The organism is Acinetobacter sp. ANC_7553 (assembly GCF_056779895.1).
The window spans coordinates 110,554-128,513 of record NZ_JBWYIV010000008.1 but is presented as its reverse complement, the minus strand read 5'-3'; the positions used below and the strand labels follow the sequence as shown (position 1 = coordinate 128,513).

Sequence of the window (17,960 nt, the reverse complement as noted above, 5' to 3'; positions counted from 1 at the left end):
ATCACAAAAAATAGGACCAGTATGAGCCAGACTTATCAAAACGATCTCATTGGAATCAAAGACGTAGCAGCACGACTCCCACATTTGGTCACGAAGTTGCCAAATATTCTTGTCGGGCTCAAACAGGCTTATTTACGTACTCCTAAAACGCCAGCAGGTCTTGCCCTCGCTTTTGAGCGTGCAGCGCAAAAAAATCCTCAAGGTATTGCGCTGTTATGTGAAGATCAGAAATATACCTACCAACAACTAAATGATTGGGCAAACCAAATTGCACACTACTACATCGCTAAGGGTGCAAAAAAAGGTGATGTGATTGCGGTCATTGTTGAAAACCGCAGTGAACTTATTGCCACCGTCATTGGTCTTGCAAAAATTGGGGTTGTTTCAGCGCTCGTCAATACGTCTCAAACAGGTAAGGTACTTACCCATAGTATTAATTTGGTTAAACCAATCGGCGTAATTGTCGGTGAAGAATGCCGTGAAGCTGTCGATGAAGTACGCGAACAACTGACTGTCGCAAAAGATAAGCTCTATTGGTTTGCTGATCAAAATACACGCCAAAATGCTGGTCAAGCACCTGAAGGCTATCATAATCTTGCACAAGAAATTTTATCTGAATCTAAAGATAATCTATCTGAAACACATAAGGTGACTGGTGCTGACGGCTTATTCTATATCTATACGTCTGGCACAACAGGTTTACCAAAAGCCGTAGTCTTTACCAATAGTCGTTGGATGTTAGCGTATGGCACATATGGTCATGTCCTCAATCTAAATAAAGATGACGTTATGTATGTCACTTTACCGCTTTATCATGCTACAGGCATGGTAGTGTGCTGGTGTGGTGTAATTGCTGGTAGTTCGACACTAGCGATTCGTCGTAAGTTCTCAACCTCTTCTTTTTGGAAAGATGTTCAAAAATTTAATGCATCAGCAATTGGTTATGTTGGTGAGCTATGTCGCTATCTTCTAGATGCACCCGAATCACACCAAGATCGCAATCATCGCGTCACTAAGATGATTGGTAACGGCATGCGTCCAAATATTTGGGATAAATTTAAAAATCGCTTTGGCATTGAAGAAGTACTCGAACTTTATGCTTCAAGTGAAGGCAATGTCGGCTTTTCCAATATTTTAAACTTCGACAATACCGTAGGTTTCTCTCCTATTCCTTATGCCATTATCCAATATGACAAGGAAAAAGAAGCTCCTATTCGTGATGCAAAAGGTCATTGTATTAAAGTCAAAAAAGGTGAAACAGGCTTATTGATTGGTAAAATTACCAATCGCTCGCCCTTTGATGGTTATACCGATCCAGAAAAGAATAAATCCTCGATCATGCATGATGTTTTTACCAAAGGAGATTCTTATTTCATCACAGGTGACCTCGTGCGAGATATCGGGTGCCGCCATGCTCAATTTGTTGACCGTCTCGGTGATACCTTCCGCTGGAAAGGTGAGAATGTCTCTACAACTGAGGTTGAAAATATTTGTAGTGATTATGAAAAGATCACAGAAGCAGTGGTATACGGCGTTGAGATTCCAAATACTAACGGTCGTGCAGGTATGGCAGCCATCACTTTAGCAGAAGGTGCTGAACTAAATGAGCAAGATTTATCCGATATGGCTCAGTTCTTTAAGAAGTCTTTGCCTAGCTATGCAGTTCCAGTGTTCTTACGTGTACAGAAAACACTCGAAACTACAGGAACATTTAAATATCAAAAGAGTAAGTTAAAGGAAGAAGCTTATTTTCCAGACAAAACTTCAGATCGTATTTTGGTTTTATTACCAAATGAAGATGCATATTGCGATTTAAATGAAGAGATTCTGAAAAATATTGAACAGTATAAATATCGTTTTTAAGCTAAAATCGATTGTTTTTTGGCTAGAAAACACGAAATTGTGTCATTTCTAGCCAAACGTAACAAAGTTTTATATTTTTTACTTGCGCTACTCAAATAACTTGCTAAAATACGCAACATCAAAACGAGATGGGTCGTTAGCTCAGTTGGTAGAGCAGCGGACTTTTAATCCGTTGGTCCCGCGTTCGAGTCGCGGACGACCCACCACTTATTTTGAAACCCCTATGGGTCGTTAGCTCAGTTGGTAGAGCAGCGGACTTTTAATCCGTTGGTCCCGCGTTCGAGTCGCGGACGACCCACCAGATTCTTAAAAAAGCCTTTCATCTTGAAAGGCTTTTTTATTGCCTGAAATATAATACAAGCTACCCTCATAGAGTATCAATTCTTATATCTTCAAAGCTTTTGACGTTGCAAAGTATATGCACGTGACGGAAGCGGATTGTCTTTAAAAAAAGTTTGGTTCACTTGCGTTGCATTGGCAATTTTATCAAGATCCATGACCATATTACCCTGCTCATCCAAATCGTAAAAAAATTGAACCCCACTCTCTCTCAAAATAATGATTTGATGGTGATGCGGATCGTACAACCAACGGTCTTGGCGATATTGACGTTGCGTTGTAAATTCAACCTTACCACGATGCATAAAAATACGATGAGCTGTGCCATCAGCCAATAAATTGATAATAAACTCAGCTTCTCCCTTATCACAACGAGCAAAGCCATCATCACATTGCATCGTGGTTTGGTAACGACCTACAAATTTTTGCCATTCTTTAGCAACAGACTGCGGTGTTGTATCCGCTTTCTCTTGAATTGGAGGCCGTGCCTTACCTGCGACATTCGTTAATGAGTTAGAAGACTCAGGCGTATGCGACTCCTGAATTTGGTTGATGTGTTCAATGTGTGGCGATTCATTCTGGCTACATGCTGCAAGTGCAATATTCATGATGGCGATAATGCTGAACATTGAGATTGAATGAACTTTAAAATTTAAATTCATCATTTTATATCTTGAGCCATTTCATAAATTGCGATGTATAAAAATATTATCCTTATAAAATAGGGATATACAAGTATTAGCATGTTCTGTCTAATTATCCAGAACCTATACCACATCAAGGTTTTATCTTTTTCATTACATAAAATTACGATATTTTGTGAATAATCTCCTTTAAAACTAAAAATTATTCTCCATATAAAATGTATAGACAAACGTTAAAGAGAAATTGCGAAGTCTATTTCATGACTATTTTAGGTTCTAAAGGAGAACTCAATGGCCAATGTTGGTTTATATCGCTCAAACCGCTCTAACATGATTGCTGGTGTGATGGGCGGTATTGCTGAACGTTTTGGTTGGAATGCGAATTTATTACGAATTATTTTTGTTCTAGTGTCAGTGATGAGCGCTGCATTTCCAGGAATTTTAGTGTACTTAGTGCTTTGGTTAGTGATGCCAAAAAATAAAGTTCAGCACGAACATTCAGATACTTATGATCGTCCAATGCGCACTGTACATCAGGACAGATCACCGCTTTAACTTGAGTTTACCCTCAATCACCCACACAACCTCGGGTGAGTTTTTCAACACGATAATTTCCCCCAATTATCGTGTTTTTTTTATTCTCATTTTGCATCTTTCTCAAAATAGCGCTAACTTGAACAAAACAACAAATATGGACAATCAATGGCACAGTCGGAATGGATGGTATTGTGGCTATGCGCACTGGCCGCATTATTACATGGCCTGAGCGGTTTCGGCTTTCCCATGATGAGTACCGCCGTACTCTCTACTCAACTCCCGCTCAGCCTCGCTGTCACTTTGGTCATTCTTCCCTGCCTCATTTTAAATTTAATTCTGCTAACTGCTCACCCTCAGTATTCAATATGGCAGAGCATTCAACACTACAGCATAAGATTTTTCCCCCTTATTCTAAGTAGCTTAGTTGGCAGTCTGCTTGGGGTAAAACTTTTATTGTGGCTCAATGAAGGTTATTTAAAGCTTTTACTTGGCATAGTGATGGTGCTGTATGTGATTGATCAATTACGACAACATTCATTCACCGTCAGCCCGTCAGTGCTCAATATGCTGATATTCGGTCTGTTAGCAGGCATTATCGGTGGTGCTACCAATGCAATGGCACCATTTCTAATGATGTATTTACTCAGCTGTCAGCTGAGTAAAACCGATATTGTGATCGTGAGTAATTTAAGCTTTATCGCCAGCAAATTGATACAACTCCTTCTACTTTACCCAATTTTGGTCAATATTGATGAGCATCAACAACTTTTAGTCATGTTGATCTGTGTTTTTGCAATATTTGGGGTATGGATCGGCGGACTGATCAGGCAACACATCTCTCAACAGTTTTTTAAAAATACAGTATTGATCCTATTACTTTTGCTCGGTATTCAAGCCCTGTGGCAAAGCTATAATTTATTAGAACAATCGATTTCATTGTTTAAATAGTATATTTTGAAAAGTGATAAGGATATTCATTCTTCAGAATTAAGAAGTTTAATACATGCAACTATAAAACCTATAGCGACATTCAAAAGGAGCGAATATGACGGAACAACTCGCGACCCCAACCAACATGATGCCTAAAGGGCTCATCAAAGGTTGGGTGTTGATATTGATCGCCGCTTTTATTTCTTATGGACTCTATCAAGTCTTACCCTATGATGAAAATGCCAATAAAGGTTTGGCATTACTCTGCTTTATCGGCATTTTATGGCTGACTGAGGCCATCCACATCACGATTACCGCCCTATTGGTACCCGTACTCGCAGTTCTTCTCGCGATGCCTATGGCTAAAGGCGATGAGCTTATACCAATCACAACACAAGCGGCATTAGCTACATTTGCAGATCCTGTGATTTTTTTATTTTTTGGTGGCTTCGCATTAGCGACCGCGCTGCATATTCAAAAGCTCGATAAAAAAATTGCGATGTGGATCATCTCTATGTCTGGTGGTCATCTCGGCATCTCTGTAATAGCGATTTTTGCTGTAACAGCACTTTTATCTATGTGGATTTCAAATACGGCGACTGCAGCAATGATGCTTCCACTTGCCCTTGGTTTACTTTCACATTTAGATGTCAGTCGAGATCGAAAAACATTTGTTTTTATCCTGTTAGGTATTGCCTATTCTGCAAGTATTGGTGGCTTAGGGACCATGGTTGGCTCTCCACCAAATGCAATTGCAGCAAAAGCTTTAGACTATGATTTTGCAGATTGGATGAAAATCGGTTTACCGATGATGCTTCTTATTTTACCTGCCATGCTCTTGAGTCTTTATCTGGTACTTAGACCTAAGCTCAATCATAAAGTGCAATTTGTGACTGAGGATATCCCTTGGACAGGCACCCGAATTGCAACAATGATATTGTTTGTCTGCACAGCTATCGCTTGGATCTTCAGTAAAAAGCTCACCGATACTTTTGGTATCACTCAACCTGATACCTGGATTGCTGTGTTAGCAGCATGCTTGGTCGTGATTATCGGTACTGCAACATGGAAACAAGTCGCTGAAAATACAGATTGGGGCGTCTTATTTCTATTTGGAGGTGGTTTAACCCTCAGTGCAATTTTAAAAGATTCAGGCAGTTCATTGGTGCTTGGTCAAACGCTTGCCAATGCCTTTGGTGATGCCTCCCCACTCCTCATTATTTTCGTCGTCGCTACGTTCATTATCTTCTTGACTGAATTCACCAGTAACACTGCATCAGCTGCACTGTTAGTACCAGTATTTGCAGCGATTGCAGATCAAATGGGCATGCCTAAGGAAATTTTAGTTATTGTGATCGGCATTGGTGCTTCTTGTGCATTTATGCTTCCTGTTGCGACACCACCGAATGCGATTGTGTTTGGTACTGGCCATATTCAACAAAGTGAAATGATGAAAGTCGGGTTCGTCCTGAATATCATGTGTATTTTCTTGGTTTCCCTGTTTATTTACTGGTTCTTTATCTAAGTTTAAATAAATCCAGATTCCAAATAAAAAGCACCCTTGGGTGCTTTTTAGGACAATCTAAAACAGTTTTAAGCTCTCATTTTAAAATGGTTTAGTTCCTGATTCAGGGCAGCGATAATATCTGCACGGCTAATAATTCCGACCAGACGCTGCTCGCTCACTACCGGGATATAGTTAAAAGAACGTTCCACAAAATAGGGCACCAGATCCTGAATCGGCTGCAATGGCTGCACTGTGACTACCTTGCGGGTCATAATATGTTTGACCTGATGTTCCCAGCTGCTGCGCACATCTGCAGCACGTTTAAACCATTCTACCACCTGATACATGGCCAGCGTTCCCACCAGCTTGCCTTCCGCATTAACCACCGGCAGGCTCATCAGGTTCATCTGCTTAAACTTGTCCAGTGCATGCTGAATATCATCATTGGCATGCAAGGTCACCACGTCTTTGGTCATAATGTCCTGACAAGTAAACTGGTTGACCGCACGGGCATTGGCTCGGTCCTGCGCTTCCAGAATAATCTTTTGCAGGTCATATTCACTAATGTCCAGCAGCTCGGTTTGCTGATCTAGTACTTCCTGAATATCTTGCGGCTGAATAGTGACTTTCTGGGTCGGGGTCGGATCTTTGGAACGGGTATTCAATTGCGCCTGCTGCGGATAACGCTTGCCAATCATTCGATTAAAGACGATCGCAATTACCATCAATAAGATCGAATTCAGCAGCACCGGATAGAAAACGAAAGCATAGCCGAGTTCATGGACCGCATTGCCGCCGAGTACCGCCGTAATGGCGACAGCACCACTGGGTGGATGTAGGGAATCTGTGGTCATCATCAGGATAATGGCCAAGGCCACCGCCAGACTAAAAGCTTCAGTCGGACTGGCAATAAACAAGGCACAGGTCACACCCACTACCGCAGCAATAGTATTACCTACCAGAATATTCCAGGGCTGTGCCAAGGGACTGGCCGGAACTGCAAACAGCAGCACAGATGAGGCCCCCATCGGCGCAATATACCAGGCTTCAAAATCACCCAGAATCCATAAACTCAGTAATGACGATACCGTGAGACCCAGTAGTGCCCCAATACCGCAGAGTAAACGGTCTTTGAGTGGAAGAACTTTAAAATTCGGTTTTAAGGTATTGAGCCAGTCAAGATTGGAATGGAACACGGCGCGCCTGATTTTAATGTTTACAGATTTTGCGCATTATAAAACTAGTCGCTTTAAAGATGTATTCATTTTATATCTTTTAATTACACTTAAATGGATGCTGTTTAAAAAGCCAAGTCTCTCTCCAGGCAACAGTCATCCATCTAGTTCTCTTTTACGGTTCAACTCCTCATAGGATTTTCAATAAGATCATTCATGTCAGGTAATTTTAGCCTCAGCGCCGCTATCGCATTCAGGTTTAATCAGAGGCTCGATTTTAAGCAGCTCGACCTGACCATAATAGGTTGAGAATGCCACATCTCCGGCATCTACCCCGGTGCCAATGCGAATCAGCTCGTCGACTGGAGCTAAACGGGTCGGATCAAACTGCACCCATCCTCCTTCCAGATAGGCTTCAAAAATGGCATGAAAATCAGGTAAAAACTTTTCAATTTCCACATAACCGACTACCATGCGTGCCGGAATTCCTAAAGCACGGCACAGCGCAATGCCTAAATGGGCAAAGTCACGGCATACCCCCGCCCGGTGGATCAGTACATCCGTCGCAGTCGTAAACTGGTCAGAGCAGCCAGAGACATAAAAAATATTGTTATAAATCCACTGTTCGATGGCTTTTACACGCGTATAGCCGGGTGTCATCCAGCCAAATGAGCGTTTCGCCATTTCTAGTAATAAATCTGAATTGCAATAGCGGCTGGCCAGCAAATAAGGTAGTACTTCATCCGGCAGGTCTGGAATTTTGACTTCATTCAGGTTTTGTCTCAGATCAACAGGAATGCACGGCTGACGGGTAACTGTCGCGCTATAATTCAGTTCAAATGCCTCACAAGGCTCGAGTTGCAACCGGATATGACGGTTTTGATGCTGAGCATCCCGAAATTCATGCCATTTGACCGGCATATTCATGGTGAGCTGTTCTTCGAGAATATTCTGATCGGGATGATGGGCGACCTGAACCATAAAAATAAATTCGGTAGGTTGCACAATCTTGTATTTCAAATGACACTGAATTTGGTAAGTGGTCATGAAGTTCCTTATTATTAGGCATTATTATATTGTGTGAAGATTTAACTAATTCTAAGACCGCAATCGTATGAGATCAGTTTAACTTTATCGCGCTTCAGTGAACAGGATGCTATACATCTGATTTATTCCTGATTTTTAGATCTCACCCCATTGCTGATCTAGCATAAAATTGCAGCAAAGCCGCGCAAAATCTGGCATGAATCAAGACCATTTTAATTTTTTCCAAAATATTTTCAGCGTATTAACCCTTTGCCACTCCCCTGTAAAATCCTTATAATCAAGCACAATTTTTCTCTAATTTTAAGTGGATGACCATGAGTCGCGCCATATCGCATATTGATACCTTCCAAGGCTTAATTCTTGCCTTACAAAACTACTGGGCGGAGCAAGGCTGCGTCGTGTTACAGCCTTACGACATGGAAATGGGTGCAGGTACATTCCACACTGCAACTTTCCTACGCGCATTAGGGCCTGAAACTTGGAACGCTGCATACGTTCAACCTTCACGTCGTCCGAAAGACGGTCGTTATGGTGAAAACCCAAACCGTTTGCAACATTACTACCAATTCCAAGTGGTACTTAAGCCAAACCCAGACAACATCCAACAGTTGTATCTTGACTCGCTTAAAGCGATCGGAATTGATCCCTTAGTACACGACATTCGTTTTGTAGAAGACAACTGGGAATCTCCAACGCTTGGCGCGTGGGGCTTAGGTTGGGAAGTATGGCTTAACGGTATGGAAGTGACTCAGTTCACTTACTTCCAACAAGTCGGTGGTGTTGAGTGCTACCCTGTTACTGGAGAAATCACTTACGGTTTAGAGCGTCTTGCAATGTACTTGCAAGGTGTAGACTCAGTTTACGATTTGGTTTGGACTAAAGGTCAGTTTGGTACAGTGACTTATGGTGATGTATTCCATCAAAATGAAGTTGAACAGTCGACTTATAACTTTGAATACGCACCTGTTGATAAACTGTTTGAACTCTTCGACTTCTATGAAACTGAAGCAACACGTTTAATCGAAGCAAAACTTCCACTTCCTGCGTATGAGCAAGTGGTTAAAGCGTCGCATAGCTTTAACTTACTTGATGCACGTGGCGCGATTTCTGTGACTGAACGTCAGCGTTATATTTTACGTGTACGTACATTGGCGCGTTCAATTGCAAATGCTTATGTGGCTGCACGTGCGGAACTTGGTTTCCCAATGGCAGAACCAGCATTACGTGATGAGGTATTGGCACAGTTAAAGGCACAAGTTGAAGCAGAAGCAAAATCTGAGGAGAGCAAATAATGTCTAAACATACCGTTTTGTTCGAATTAGGTTGTGAAGAACTTCCACCAAAAAGCCTTAAAAAATTACGTGATGCACTACAAGCAGAAACCGTTAAAGGCTTAAAAGATGCAGGCTTAACGTTTGATTCTATCGAAGCTTATGCTGCACCACGTCGTCTTGCCCTTAAAATCGTAAATGTAGATGGCGCGCAAGCAGATACGCAAAAACGTTTTGATGGCCCTGCTAAACAAGCAGCGTTTGATGCTGATGGTAACCCAACTAAAGCGCTTGAAGGCTTTATGCGTGGTCAAGGCATCACGGTTGATCAAATCTCGACTTTTCAAGCGGGTAAAGTCGAAAAAGTTTGCTACTTAAAAGATGTCAAAGGTCAAAGCCTTGATGCTTTACTTCCACAAATTTTACAAAATGCATTGGACAATCTTCCAATTGCGAAACGTATGCGTTCAGCGGCAAGCCGTACCGAATTTGTACGTCCAGTAAAATGGGTGGTATTGCTTAAAGACAACGACGTTGTTGATGCAATCATTCAAGATCACAAAGCAGGTAACGTAACGTTTGGTCATCGTTTCCATGCACCTGAAGCAATCACGTTGACTCACGCTGACGAATACTTAAGCAAGCTTAAAGCAGCTTACGTTGTGGCAAACTTTGAAGAGCGTCAAGCAATCATTGATAGTCTAGTTAAAGCATTGGCTGATGAAGTCAATGCCATTGCAATTGTGCCTGCGGATCTTCGTGATGAAGTAACTGCACTTGTAGAATGGCCTGTTGCACTTCGTGCAAGTTTTGAAGAACGCTTCCTTGCGGTTCCTCAAGAAGCATTGATTACGACGATGCAGGACAACCAAAAGTACTTTTGCTTAGTGAATGCTGACAATAAACTTCAACCGTACTTCATTACTGTGTCAAACATTGAGTCGAAAGACCCGACACAAATTATTGAAGGTAACGAGAAAGTGGTTCGTCCACGTTTGTCTGATGCTGAATTTTTCTTCTTACAAGACCAAAAACAACCGCTTGCTTCTCGTAAAGAGAAACTTGCCAATATGGTCTTCCAAGCAGAATTGGGTACGCTTTGGGACAAATCGACACGTATTGCAAAACTCGCTGTTGCTTTAGCGCCAATTACAGGTGCAAACCCTCAAGACGCTGAAAAAGCTGCGCTTCTTGCAAAATGTGACTTAACCTCTGAGCTTGTGGGTGAATTCCCAGAGCTTCAAGGGATTGCAGGTACTTACTACGCACGTCTTGAAGGTGAAAATGATGAAGTTGCTGAGTCTTTAGGTGAGCAGTACTTACCTAAATTCGCTGGTGACGTTTTACCAAAAACTAAAACAGGTACAACGATTGCCCTTGCTGACCGTTTAGATACGCTCACAGGTATTTTTGGTATTGGTCAAGCACCGACAGGCTCTAAAGACCCGTTTGCGCTTCGTCGTTCTGCAATTGGTATTTTACGTTTAGTGACTGAAAACGAGCTTGATGTGTCAATTGAAGACTTGATCAAACTTGCACTTGCTGCTTATGGCGATGTATTAAAAGACCACGACAAGACTTTAAACGATGCTGTTGCATTCCTTGAAGGTCGTTACCGTGCGAAATACGAAGACCAAGGCGTTGCTGTTGATGTAATTCAAGCTGTTCAAGCGTTGTCACCAAAATCTCCTCTTGATTTTGACAAACGTGTAAATGCGGTAAATCACTTCCGTGCATTACCTGAAGCGGCTGCGCTTGCTGCTGCAAACAAGCGTGTTGCAAACATTCTTGCGAAAGAAGCTGCACCTGAAGGCGCTGTGGTTGAAGCAAACTTGGTTGAAGATGCTGAGAAAGCATTGTTCGCTGAACTTGCGAAAATTACGCCTGTGGTTGAGCCGTTATTTGCTGCGAAAGACTACACTGCTGCATTGTCTGCACTTGCTGCACTTCGTGCGCCTGTAGATGCATTCTTTGATGGTGTGATGGTCATGGCAGATGATGCTGAATTAAAAGCGAACCGTTTACGCATGCTTGCTCAACTTCGTGACTTGTTTACGAAAGTTGCTGATATTTCAGTGTTACAGCACTAAGGTTCAGTTAAATAAAAAAACCCGCTTTAAAGCGGGTTTTTTTATACATTAACAGATCGACTTCGAGTAGAGGCCTTGACAATTCTTCCTGCTTCTCGTGCTTCTTCTTCACCTGAGTCAGCAATCATAGAAATAACATCTTCAATATCATTTGGATACATTGAAAACTCAATTGACACGCATGTTCCTGTGAAACCATTTACTCTTTCTTCGTTCTCAGTTTTTTTATTTTTTATAATCATTGTTTTACCTGAACTCGAGAGAGTCATACGGCCAAAGTTTTTAGCTAAATGTTGTAAAACATATAAACCAAATCCCGAATTACCATGTATATTTTTATCTTCATCTAAATTTAATGTTCTGGATAATCCTGCCTGTAAAGCAATTTTTAAAAAATTTTCCTTATCCACATCGATCTGAGCATTACTTAGTGAACTAAGAATCCCTATTCCTTCATCAACAACAGCAATTTGAGCTCTATTATTTTTCCACCTTTGTGCGCATACATAACAAACATCTCTTTCTGAATGCTCCAAAGCATTCCTTATTGTCTCTCTAATAGAATAAGCAATTGTTAAATAAACTTGTTTATTAAAATTTGCTCCTACTAACACCCGAGCGACATAAGCTGCTTCTTCCTGAATCAAATCTTGTAAACTTTTCCCAGTTTCGAAACTTTCATTTAATAGTACTTGTTTATCTATCTTTCTAATTGGAACAAAGCTCTCACCAGCTTTTACCTGACCAATCTTGTTACCAAAATTTACACCGATAAAATCAAAAAAGCCTATATGTGCCAAATACCCGATTGAATTATGTGTTTGATTAATTGAAATAAGAGTATTTCTGATTCCTCTAGCTTTCTTAAAGTCTCTGAGTATTAATGCTAAACAAAGAATAGTCTGAGGATCATAAAAATTAACACCAGTTAGATCAATAACCACTTTTTCAGCATAATAATTCTCTTTTAATTTATTATTGAAATCATTCAGAATTGATAGAGTTAAATAGTTTGCTTCTAATAAGATAGTGTTCTGATGAATTGTCATATATTACTCTTCACTTCCAAAAATAAACTCTTTTATATTTATTAAAAGACACAACCCCAATCTTCTCCCTATAGGCAATGTTATTTAAAATTCATATACTTAAATTTATATAGTTCAGAATATAAAACTTATGATGAAAACTCAATCTTTAGTTATTTCAGCTTTAACATGTTTAGCTCTTACAGCCTGCTCTTCAATACCATCAAATCCCAATACCCCTATCGTATTAGAACAACACAAAAACATTGCTGTTGAGCCTGAAACCAAAGACAACTTAGCACGACTCATCAAACAAAAAGAAAACTGTCTGATCGAGTTCACTGGCAACTTTGCAACAGGCAAAGCCACTGAATACTGGTTCTTCCAAGGGGAGCAACTGATGTCAGCGCATTCAAATTTAGATGCTGATGTCGAAAACAAACAAACCGTGTTTGATATTCAAGATTCAGTAAAACAAACCAATTTCAACGCGCTCAAAAACCACTTTAAAGCGAAAAATCTTCAACAGTGTGAACATTTCTAAGACGCTAAAAACCATTCATCTGATCATTCATAAACTAGAACAGCACAATTGGCTAAAACCAACTGTGCTTTTTTTATAAGAGGGGAGTATAAAGTGACTCGACCAATGCCAAGTCTCACAAAAGATAGGTTTGAGTGAAAGGCTATCTCAGGTAGTTTCACATAAGATTAAAAAAATCGAATGATGCAAATTTCAATTATGACTTGGATTTGATTATACCTAAACCGTAAAGTGGCCATTTATGATTAGGTTTAATATTATTCACAATCATCGCAATCAATACTAAAGCCACAGATCCTAAAAGCACAGGAAATATGAGGAAATTCCATCCATAGCTGATTGAATCTGCTGTTAATAAAATGACCAATGGATTTGCTCCTGCTGGAGGATGCACACATCTAAAAATTTGCATTAAGGCAATCGCACAACCGACTGATAAAGCTACAGTCAAAATCGAATCAGGAAAAAACTTAAGAAAAAATAGACCGATAAAAGCAGAAATAAAATGACCGAAAATCACATTTCTAGGTTGAGCTAATGGCGACTGTGATACTGCATAAAGAATTACACAAGTTGCGCCAAAAGGCGCCATGATATAAATATTTCCCGTTAATTTACTCAACAAAAGTAGCAAAAAAATACTAATTGTTCCTCCAATAAAGCTCCGAATCATTTCGTGCGGTTTAGGAAAAGCAGTAAGTTTTTCTTTTCCTTCAAAAATTGAAATCATACTGATATCGCCTTTTTAATATTGTTTTAAAAGCATAATACAGATAAAATAAAAATAGTACAGATCTGTACTATTTTTATTTTCAGGATTGCAAGGATGTCAAAATCAGCATTAAAAATTCTTGATACAGCAGAAAAACTATTTAACCAAAATAGCTTTGTTGGCGTAGGTGTAGACTTAATTCGAAATCAATCAGGGTGTTCGAAAACCACGATGTACACGTACTACAAAAATAAGATGCAGTTGGTTGAATCCGTTCTCAAAGCTCGTGATGAAAAATTTAAAGAGAGTTTGTTTCAATATATCGGCAAATCAGAAGGTCTTGCGGCAATAAACAAAATTTTTGATTGGCATATGCAGTGGTTTCAACAAGACTCCTTTAAAGGATGCTTATTTGTTAGAGCTGTCGCTGAATCGAACCAAGACGATAAATCTATAATCTCAGTTGCTCAAAATCATAAGCAATGGATAAAAGAATTAATATCAACACATTGCTTGAATATGGGCCGGCAAGACTTATCCGAATTAATTTACACATTAATAGAAGGATTAATTAGCCGATTCTTGGTAGATGGATTTGATCCTCAACTTGGTGCTCTGATTAAGAAAAATATAAATCATCTATTCGAGCAATGACTTTGATTTAAAGCTGCGCATATTTTGCCTAAATCAGTATTGCTTCAGATATCAGAGTAAAAAAATTTGATTAATCACGATTTTTCATAAAGGTGAAAGTCTCACATAGCGCTGAGTTTCTACAGTTTCAATAAAAGCTCCTGATTGGCATAAATGCTCACAATTTATAATTTTCTTTAGAAATCAGATAGAAGAAATATCTTCTAAATTATGATTAAGTTATATACAGTTGTATTTTTTAAACTGACCCAATCAATATTTTTTTATATTAAAAATAAAATACTTAATCAAAACATCATTGCCAATCCGACAAACAGCAAGACCCCAACTTGTTAGTTAAACTAAACAGTGATACAACATCAAAGCCTAATCTGAATTATCTTTTTTGATCAGATTATGAGACATAAAAATAAAATGAATGGAACGATTTGGCTTTATGCATATTTCATTCTTCACTCAAGCACGACTACAAAAATGAAAAACAAAAAGGAATTATGTAATGAAATTGCTAAATTCTTTCTATGCTGCTGTTGGCATCGGCGTCACGATACTTGCGACCACCATTGGCATAGCGAATAAAACAATTAATCCAACTCCAAATGTGACACCAGACTTAAGCTATTTAAGTCCTCAACCCGACCCAGTGACCTCCCCAGATGTCACGCTCCCAGGTACTCCCGTTGCATTAAAAAACACCCGACTCGGAACTAGACAATCTCCGAGTCAAACTCAAGTCCCATTACTTTCCAATGCCAATGCTCAATGGCAATTGTATGATCGACCTGCTGAATATCCTAAGTCGGTGACCTTGCCAGCACAGTGGATTACCATGCGTGATGGAACGCGAATCGCCACTTATGTCACGCTCCCTGCGGATGAGTCAGGTCGTCCTATCAATGCAAAATTCCCTGTGATTGTTATTCAAACGGCCTATAGCGCAGGGGTTGCAGGTAAGGTTTCAGCAATAGCAGGTGGTGCAGACCCTGAAATGGTGAAACGTGGCTATGCAACAGTCGTTGCAGATGTTCGTGGAACAGGTAACTCTACAGGTAAGTGGGAAGCTTTTGGCAAAGTCGAACAACAAGATGCTTATGAAATTATTGACTGGTCAAGTAAACAAAGCTTCTCTGATGGAAATGTCGGCTTATATGGTGTTTCTTATTTAGGTATCACGGCGATGCTGGGTGCAGCGACACAACATCCAGCAATCAAGGCAGCGTTCCCAATCGTACCTATGGGTGATGCGTACCGCGATATTCTTTTCAATGGCGGGCAGCTAAATACTAACTTCATTCCACTTTGGATGAGTTTAATTACACTGTTGGGTACTTTACCAATTGATACCTTGGGGCAAGACCCGATTACTGGAAAACTGACCGCACTCGATAAAATTATTAACAGTACAGAATTCCAAATACCGCTTTTTGCCAATGCTCTAAAAGGCAAAGCTGATGCTTTTGATAATGACTTTTGGCAAGAAAGATCGCTGTTAGAACAAGCCAATAATATTAAAGTTCCGACTTTTATTGTCGGGGGAACACGTGATTTGTTCCAACGCAGTGAACCGCTTTGGCATGAAGCATTAAAAGGTCATACCACAGTAAAAACCTTTATTGGACCTTGGGCACACATTCAAGCCGCACAACTTTTCCCAAGTTTGCCTAAAGGTAATATACCGCGTTTAGACAAAATGCAACTTCAATGGTTTGATCAATATTTAAAAGGCATCAACACTGGCGCTGAAACTCTACCTAACGTCACACAATGGGTACATGGTTATGAAGATTATGTCGTCAGTACGGATTGGCCGCATGTAGCATTAGAACCAGATCGTTTATTCTTAAATACACGTGGAAATCTTGCAAAAGATCGACCAACGTCAAGCTCTGGTGAAAACTACTTATTACAAGCGCCAACTTTCGGTTTATGCTCAAGTACTGTTGAACAAGTTCTCATTGGTGCAACGTCTATCCTACCGTTCCCATGTCTGGAAAATAGCAACTTGGCGAATATTCCTGCATCGGTCTTTAACTCAGTCCCTTTAACTGAAGACTATTATTTAAATGGGCCGATACAAGCTGACTTGTGGATTTCATCCAGCTCAAAAGACAGTGGTTTAGTCGTACGTGTATCCGATGTGGACCCAAGAACGGGCAATGCTAAAACATTAAGCACGGGTATTATCACAGCATCCATGCGTAAAGTTGATGAATCACGTTCTCGTTATATCAAAGGACAAATGATTCAACCTTGGCATACATTTAAAGCATCGGATATTCAACCTTTAGACAAAAACAAGCCAGTCTTGGTCAATGTTGAGATTCCAGCAACTGCTGCGCTTATTCCTAAAGGACATCGTATTCAAATTTCGGTGGTTTCGAGTGATGTATGGAAAGGCGTTGCCCCATTACCAAGTTTAACTTCATCGCTTTTGGGATCGATTTCGATCTATTCGAATTCACAATACCCATCAAGCGTGGTTTTACCAAAAGTCCCGACTCAATATCTGAAGCATTGATTTTTAGATTTCTTATAAACAGCGTCTGAGCATGAATCCATGCTCAGACTTTTTTTATGTTGAATATATTGGTTTGATCAACACCTGTCTTAGAATCGGAGGATAAACTTTACTTTTAATTTTGTTGTCCACGATCCAATTCACACGATGTAGCGTTGTATCCTAAGAGCCTTTAAGCGATACAAGATGAATAAAAATTGTAGCTTTAGTCATTAAAACTGCCGAAGCACAACGTTACGGATACATTTCAACATTGAAACAGCCCCATCGCTCATGTAGTTTGCTTGGAAACTGATAAAAAATTCAAAAGTTTTGTACAGATGAGGCGATTGAGTCACAGCGCCACCCATACAGAACCGAGAAGAGGATCCTTCATGAACATAATGAAAACGATGCTGGTAAGTTGTATTACGCTAAGCTCAGCAACTACATTTGCTCAAGACTCTACTTTAACAGGCAACAATCCTGCTTACGGTGACAATCCAAATTTAGCCAAAGTACTTGCAGTCAAAGCACAAGAGACTTTGCAAAATACAGCCAACACCGTTGATGATGCGACCAAGCGAGGTATTGCTAAAATCAAACCATCCGTCGATTCAGCTTGGCAAAACACCAAAGAATTCACCAATGAAAAAGCGATTGCATTACGTGACGGTGCTCGTCAAGGCGTGGATACAACTGTTAAATCTGTGCAGCATGCTAAACAGAACCTCGTCGGTGCAGGTGGTGTTCCCATCGAAAGAGGCAGTTTGAGTCAACCCAACCCAACGACAGCACCTGCTGTCACAGCCTCCCCTGCTCTAACTACTGCATCGGTCGCTTTACCCGTTCAAGAAAATTCAGTCAACCTTGAAACTGCGCAATCAGCCAACACCACGCTAGCAAGTCAAAATCAAGCACCTGAAGCAGAACCGACCATTCAGCGTCAAAGTGTTGCTTTACCTAATAGTGGAGCTACCACCTCTAGTCCAGCTGTAGATGACAGTGATGCAGGTGTCCCACGTTAAACCAGGTCGTTTTATTCAAACCTAAGTGGAGTTTATTTATTAGGTTGAGTTTATTTATATCTCTTCAAGAAAAAAGGTGCTTCTCACAGCACCT

15 protein-coding genes and 2 tRNA genes are annotated in these 17,960 nt (G+C 40.3%); 12 read left to right on the top strand and 5 right to left on the bottom strand.

Annotated features, from left to right (window positions below; translation table 11 throughout):
* The first annotated feature begins 21 nt into the window (after positions 1–21).
* The 3 genes from AC1M9I_RS08170 to AC1M9I_RS08160 all read left to right on the top strand — a co-directional run bounded on the left by AC1M9I_RS08170 (position 22) and on the right by AC1M9I_RS08160 (position 2,164).
* Complete coding sequence (locus AC1M9I_RS08170) at positions 22–1,863, top strand: long-chain-acyl-CoA synthetase (protein ID WP_481610900.1); 1,842 nt, start codon at positions 22–24, stop codon at positions 1,861–1,863.
* Positions 1,864–1,993: 130 nt separating this feature from the next.
* A tRNA-Lys gene (locus AC1M9I_RS08165) sits at positions 1,994–2,069 on the top strand.
* Positions 2,070–2,088: 19 nt separating this feature from the next.
* Positions 2,089–2,164 (top strand) — tRNA-Lys (locus AC1M9I_RS08160).
* Between the two features lie 91 nt (positions 2,165–2,255).
* Here the strand turns inward: AC1M9I_RS08160 and AC1M9I_RS08155 are convergent.
* On the bottom strand, positions 2,256–2,867 hold the full coding sequence (locus AC1M9I_RS08155) for a hypothetical protein (RefSeq protein ID WP_092766699.1): 612 nt from the start codon (positions 2,865–2,867) through the stop codon (positions 2,256–2,258).
* A gap of 270 nt (positions 2,868–3,137) precedes the next feature.
* Here AC1M9I_RS08155 and AC1M9I_RS08150 point away from each other — a divergent pair, with 270 nt between their 5' ends.
* The 3 genes from AC1M9I_RS08150 (at position 3,138) to AC1M9I_RS08140 (ending at position 5,838) form a co-directional block, all read left to right on the top strand.
* Positions 3,138–3,401, top strand: a complete 264-nt coding sequence (locus tag AC1M9I_RS08150; RefSeq protein ID WP_035264203.1) for a PspC domain-containing protein — start codon at positions 3,138–3,140, stop codon at positions 3,399–3,401.
* 147 nt (positions 3,402–3,548) lie between these two features.
* Positions 3,549–4,331 carry a sulfite exporter TauE/SafE family protein gene (locus tag AC1M9I_RS08145; RefSeq protein WP_481610899.1) on the top strand — a complete coding sequence of 261 codons (783 nt, stop codon included), beginning with the start codon at positions 3,549–3,551 and terminating at the stop codon, positions 4,329–4,331.
* 97 nt (positions 4,332–4,428) lie between these two features.
* Positions 4,429–5,838 (top strand): SLC13 family permease, encoded by a 1,410-nt coding sequence (locus tag AC1M9I_RS08140; RefSeq protein WP_035264209.1) that lies wholly within the window; start codon positions 4,429–4,431, stop codon positions 5,836–5,838.
* A gap of 68 nt (positions 5,839–5,906) precedes the next feature.
* Here the strand turns inward: AC1M9I_RS08140 and AC1M9I_RS08135 are convergent, their stop codons facing one another.
* Both AC1M9I_RS08135 and AC1M9I_RS08130 read right to left on the bottom strand, forming a co-directional pair.
* Complete coding sequence (locus tag AC1M9I_RS08135; protein WP_035264211.1) at positions 5,907–7,016, bottom strand: HPP family protein; 1,110 nt, start codon at positions 7,014–7,016, stop codon at positions 5,907–5,909.
* Positions 7,017–7,214: 198 nt separating this feature from the next.
* Complete coding sequence (locus AC1M9I_RS08130) at positions 7,215–8,042, bottom strand: transglutaminase-like domain-containing protein (protein WP_035264213.1); 828 nt, start codon at positions 8,040–8,042, stop codon at positions 7,215–7,217.
* A gap of 314 nt (positions 8,043–8,356) precedes the next feature.
* Here AC1M9I_RS08130 and glyQ point away from each other — a divergent pair, with 314 nt between their 5' ends.
* Positions 8,357–9,334 carry a glycine--tRNA ligase subunit alpha gene (glyQ, locus tag AC1M9I_RS08125; protein ID WP_035264216.1) on the top strand — a complete coding sequence of 326 codons (978 nt, stop codon included), beginning with the start codon at positions 8,357–8,359 and terminating at the stop codon, positions 9,332–9,334.
* Positions 9,334–11,403: a glycine--tRNA ligase subunit beta gene (glyS, locus tag AC1M9I_RS08120; protein ID WP_481610898.1), complete on the top strand. Its 2,070-nt coding sequence runs from the start codon at positions 9,334–9,336 to the stop codon at positions 11,401–11,403. The genes glyQ and glyS overlap by 1 nt, the downstream gene beginning before the upstream one ends.
* A 41-nt stretch (positions 11,404–11,444) precedes the next feature.
* On the opposite strand, the gene AC1M9I_RS08115 is transcribed toward glyS, so the two are convergent.
* Positions 11,445–12,452 carry an ATP-binding protein gene (locus AC1M9I_RS08115; protein ID WP_481608879.1) on the bottom strand — a complete coding sequence of 336 codons (1,008 nt, stop codon included), beginning with the start codon at positions 12,450–12,452 and terminating at the stop codon, positions 11,445–11,447.
* Between the two features lie 130 nt (positions 12,453–12,582).
* On the opposite strand from AC1M9I_RS08115, the gene AC1M9I_RS08110 reads away from it, so the two are divergent.
* Positions 12,583–12,975 carry a hypothetical protein gene (locus tag AC1M9I_RS08110; RefSeq protein WP_481608880.1) on the top strand — a complete coding sequence of 131 codons (393 nt, stop codon included), beginning with the start codon at positions 12,583–12,585 and terminating at the stop codon, positions 12,973–12,975.
* 196 nt (positions 12,976–13,171) lie between these two features.
* On the opposite strand, the gene AC1M9I_RS08105 is transcribed toward AC1M9I_RS08110, so the two are convergent.
* A complete protein-coding gene (locus AC1M9I_RS08105; RefSeq protein WP_481597538.1) occupies positions 13,172–13,705 on the bottom strand; it encodes an HPP family protein in 534 nt (177 codons plus the stop codon).
* Positions 13,706–13,801: 96 nt separating this feature from the next.
* Between AC1M9I_RS08105 and AC1M9I_RS08100 the strand changes: the two genes are divergently transcribed.
* The 3 genes from AC1M9I_RS08100 to AC1M9I_RS08090 all read left to right on the top strand — a co-directional run bounded on the left by AC1M9I_RS08100 (position 13,802) and on the right by AC1M9I_RS08090 (position 17,866).
* A complete protein-coding gene (locus tag AC1M9I_RS08100) occupies positions 13,802–14,341 on the top strand; it encodes a TetR/AcrR family transcriptional regulator (RefSeq protein WP_481597537.1) in 540 nt (179 codons plus the stop codon).
* Between the two features lie 499 nt (positions 14,342–14,840).
* Complete coding sequence (locus AC1M9I_RS08095; protein WP_481610897.1) at positions 14,841–16,859, top strand: CocE/NonD family hydrolase; 2,019 nt, start codon at positions 14,841–14,843, stop codon at positions 16,857–16,859.
* A gap of 374 nt (positions 16,860–17,233) precedes the next feature.
* Positions 17,234–17,866, top strand: a complete 633-nt coding sequence (locus AC1M9I_RS08090) for a hypothetical protein (RefSeq protein WP_481610896.1) — start codon at positions 17,234–17,236, stop codon at positions 17,864–17,866.
* Positions 17,867–17,960 lie beyond the last annotated feature (94 nt).

Excerpts from the sequence above, each read along its gene's own strand:
- AC1M9I_RS08095 (WP_481610897.1), top strand. The coding sequence starts at position 14,841 with ATGAAATTGCTAAATTCTTTCTATGCTGCTGTTGGCATCGGCGTCACG.
- AC1M9I_RS08155 (WP_092766699.1), bottom strand. The coding sequence starts at position 2,867 with ATGATGAATTTAAATTTTAAAGTTCATTCAATCTCAATGTTCAGCATT.
- AC1M9I_RS08145 (WP_481610899.1), top strand. The coding sequence starts at position 3,549 with ATGGCACAGTCGGAATGGATGGTATTGTGGCTATGCGCACTGGCCGCA.
- AC1M9I_RS08100 (WP_481597537.1), top strand. The coding sequence starts at position 13,802 with ATGTCAAAATCAGCATTAAAAATTCTTGATACAGCAGAAAAACTATTT.
- AC1M9I_RS08150 (WP_035264203.1), top strand. The coding sequence starts at position 3,138 with ATGGCCAATGTTGGTTTATATCGCTCAAACCGCTCTAACATGATTGCT.
- AC1M9I_RS08105 (WP_481597538.1), bottom strand. The coding sequence starts at position 13,705 with ATGATTTCAATTTTTGAAGGAAAAGAAAAACTTACTGCTTTTCCTAAA.
- AC1M9I_RS08110 (WP_481608880.1), top strand. The coding sequence starts at position 12,583 with ATGATGAAAACTCAATCTTTAGTTATTTCAGCTTTAACATGTTTAGCT.
- AC1M9I_RS08170 (WP_481610900.1), top strand. The coding sequence starts at position 22 with ATGAGCCAGACTTATCAAAACGATCTCATTGGAATCAAAGACGTAGCA.
- AC1M9I_RS08115 (WP_481608879.1), bottom strand. The coding sequence starts at position 12,452 with ATGACAATTCATCAGAACACTATCTTATTAGAAGCAAACTATTTAACT.
- AC1M9I_RS08140 (WP_035264209.1), top strand. The coding sequence starts at position 4,429 with ATGACGGAACAACTCGCGACCCCAACCAACATGATGCCTAAAGGGCTC.
- glyS (WP_481610898.1), top strand. The coding sequence starts at position 9,334 with ATGTCTAAACATACCGTTTTGTTCGAATTAGGTTGTGAAGAACTTCCA.
- AC1M9I_RS08090 (WP_481610896.1), top strand. The coding sequence starts at position 17,234 with ATGAACATAATGAAAACGATGCTGGTAAGTTGTATTACGCTAAGCTCA.
- glyQ (WP_035264216.1), top strand. The coding sequence starts at position 8,357 with ATGAGTCGCGCCATATCGCATATTGATACCTTCCAAGGCTTAATTCTT.
- AC1M9I_RS08130 (WP_035264213.1), bottom strand. The coding sequence starts at position 8,042 with ATGACCACTTACCAAATTCAGTGTCATTTGAAATACAAGATTGTGCAA.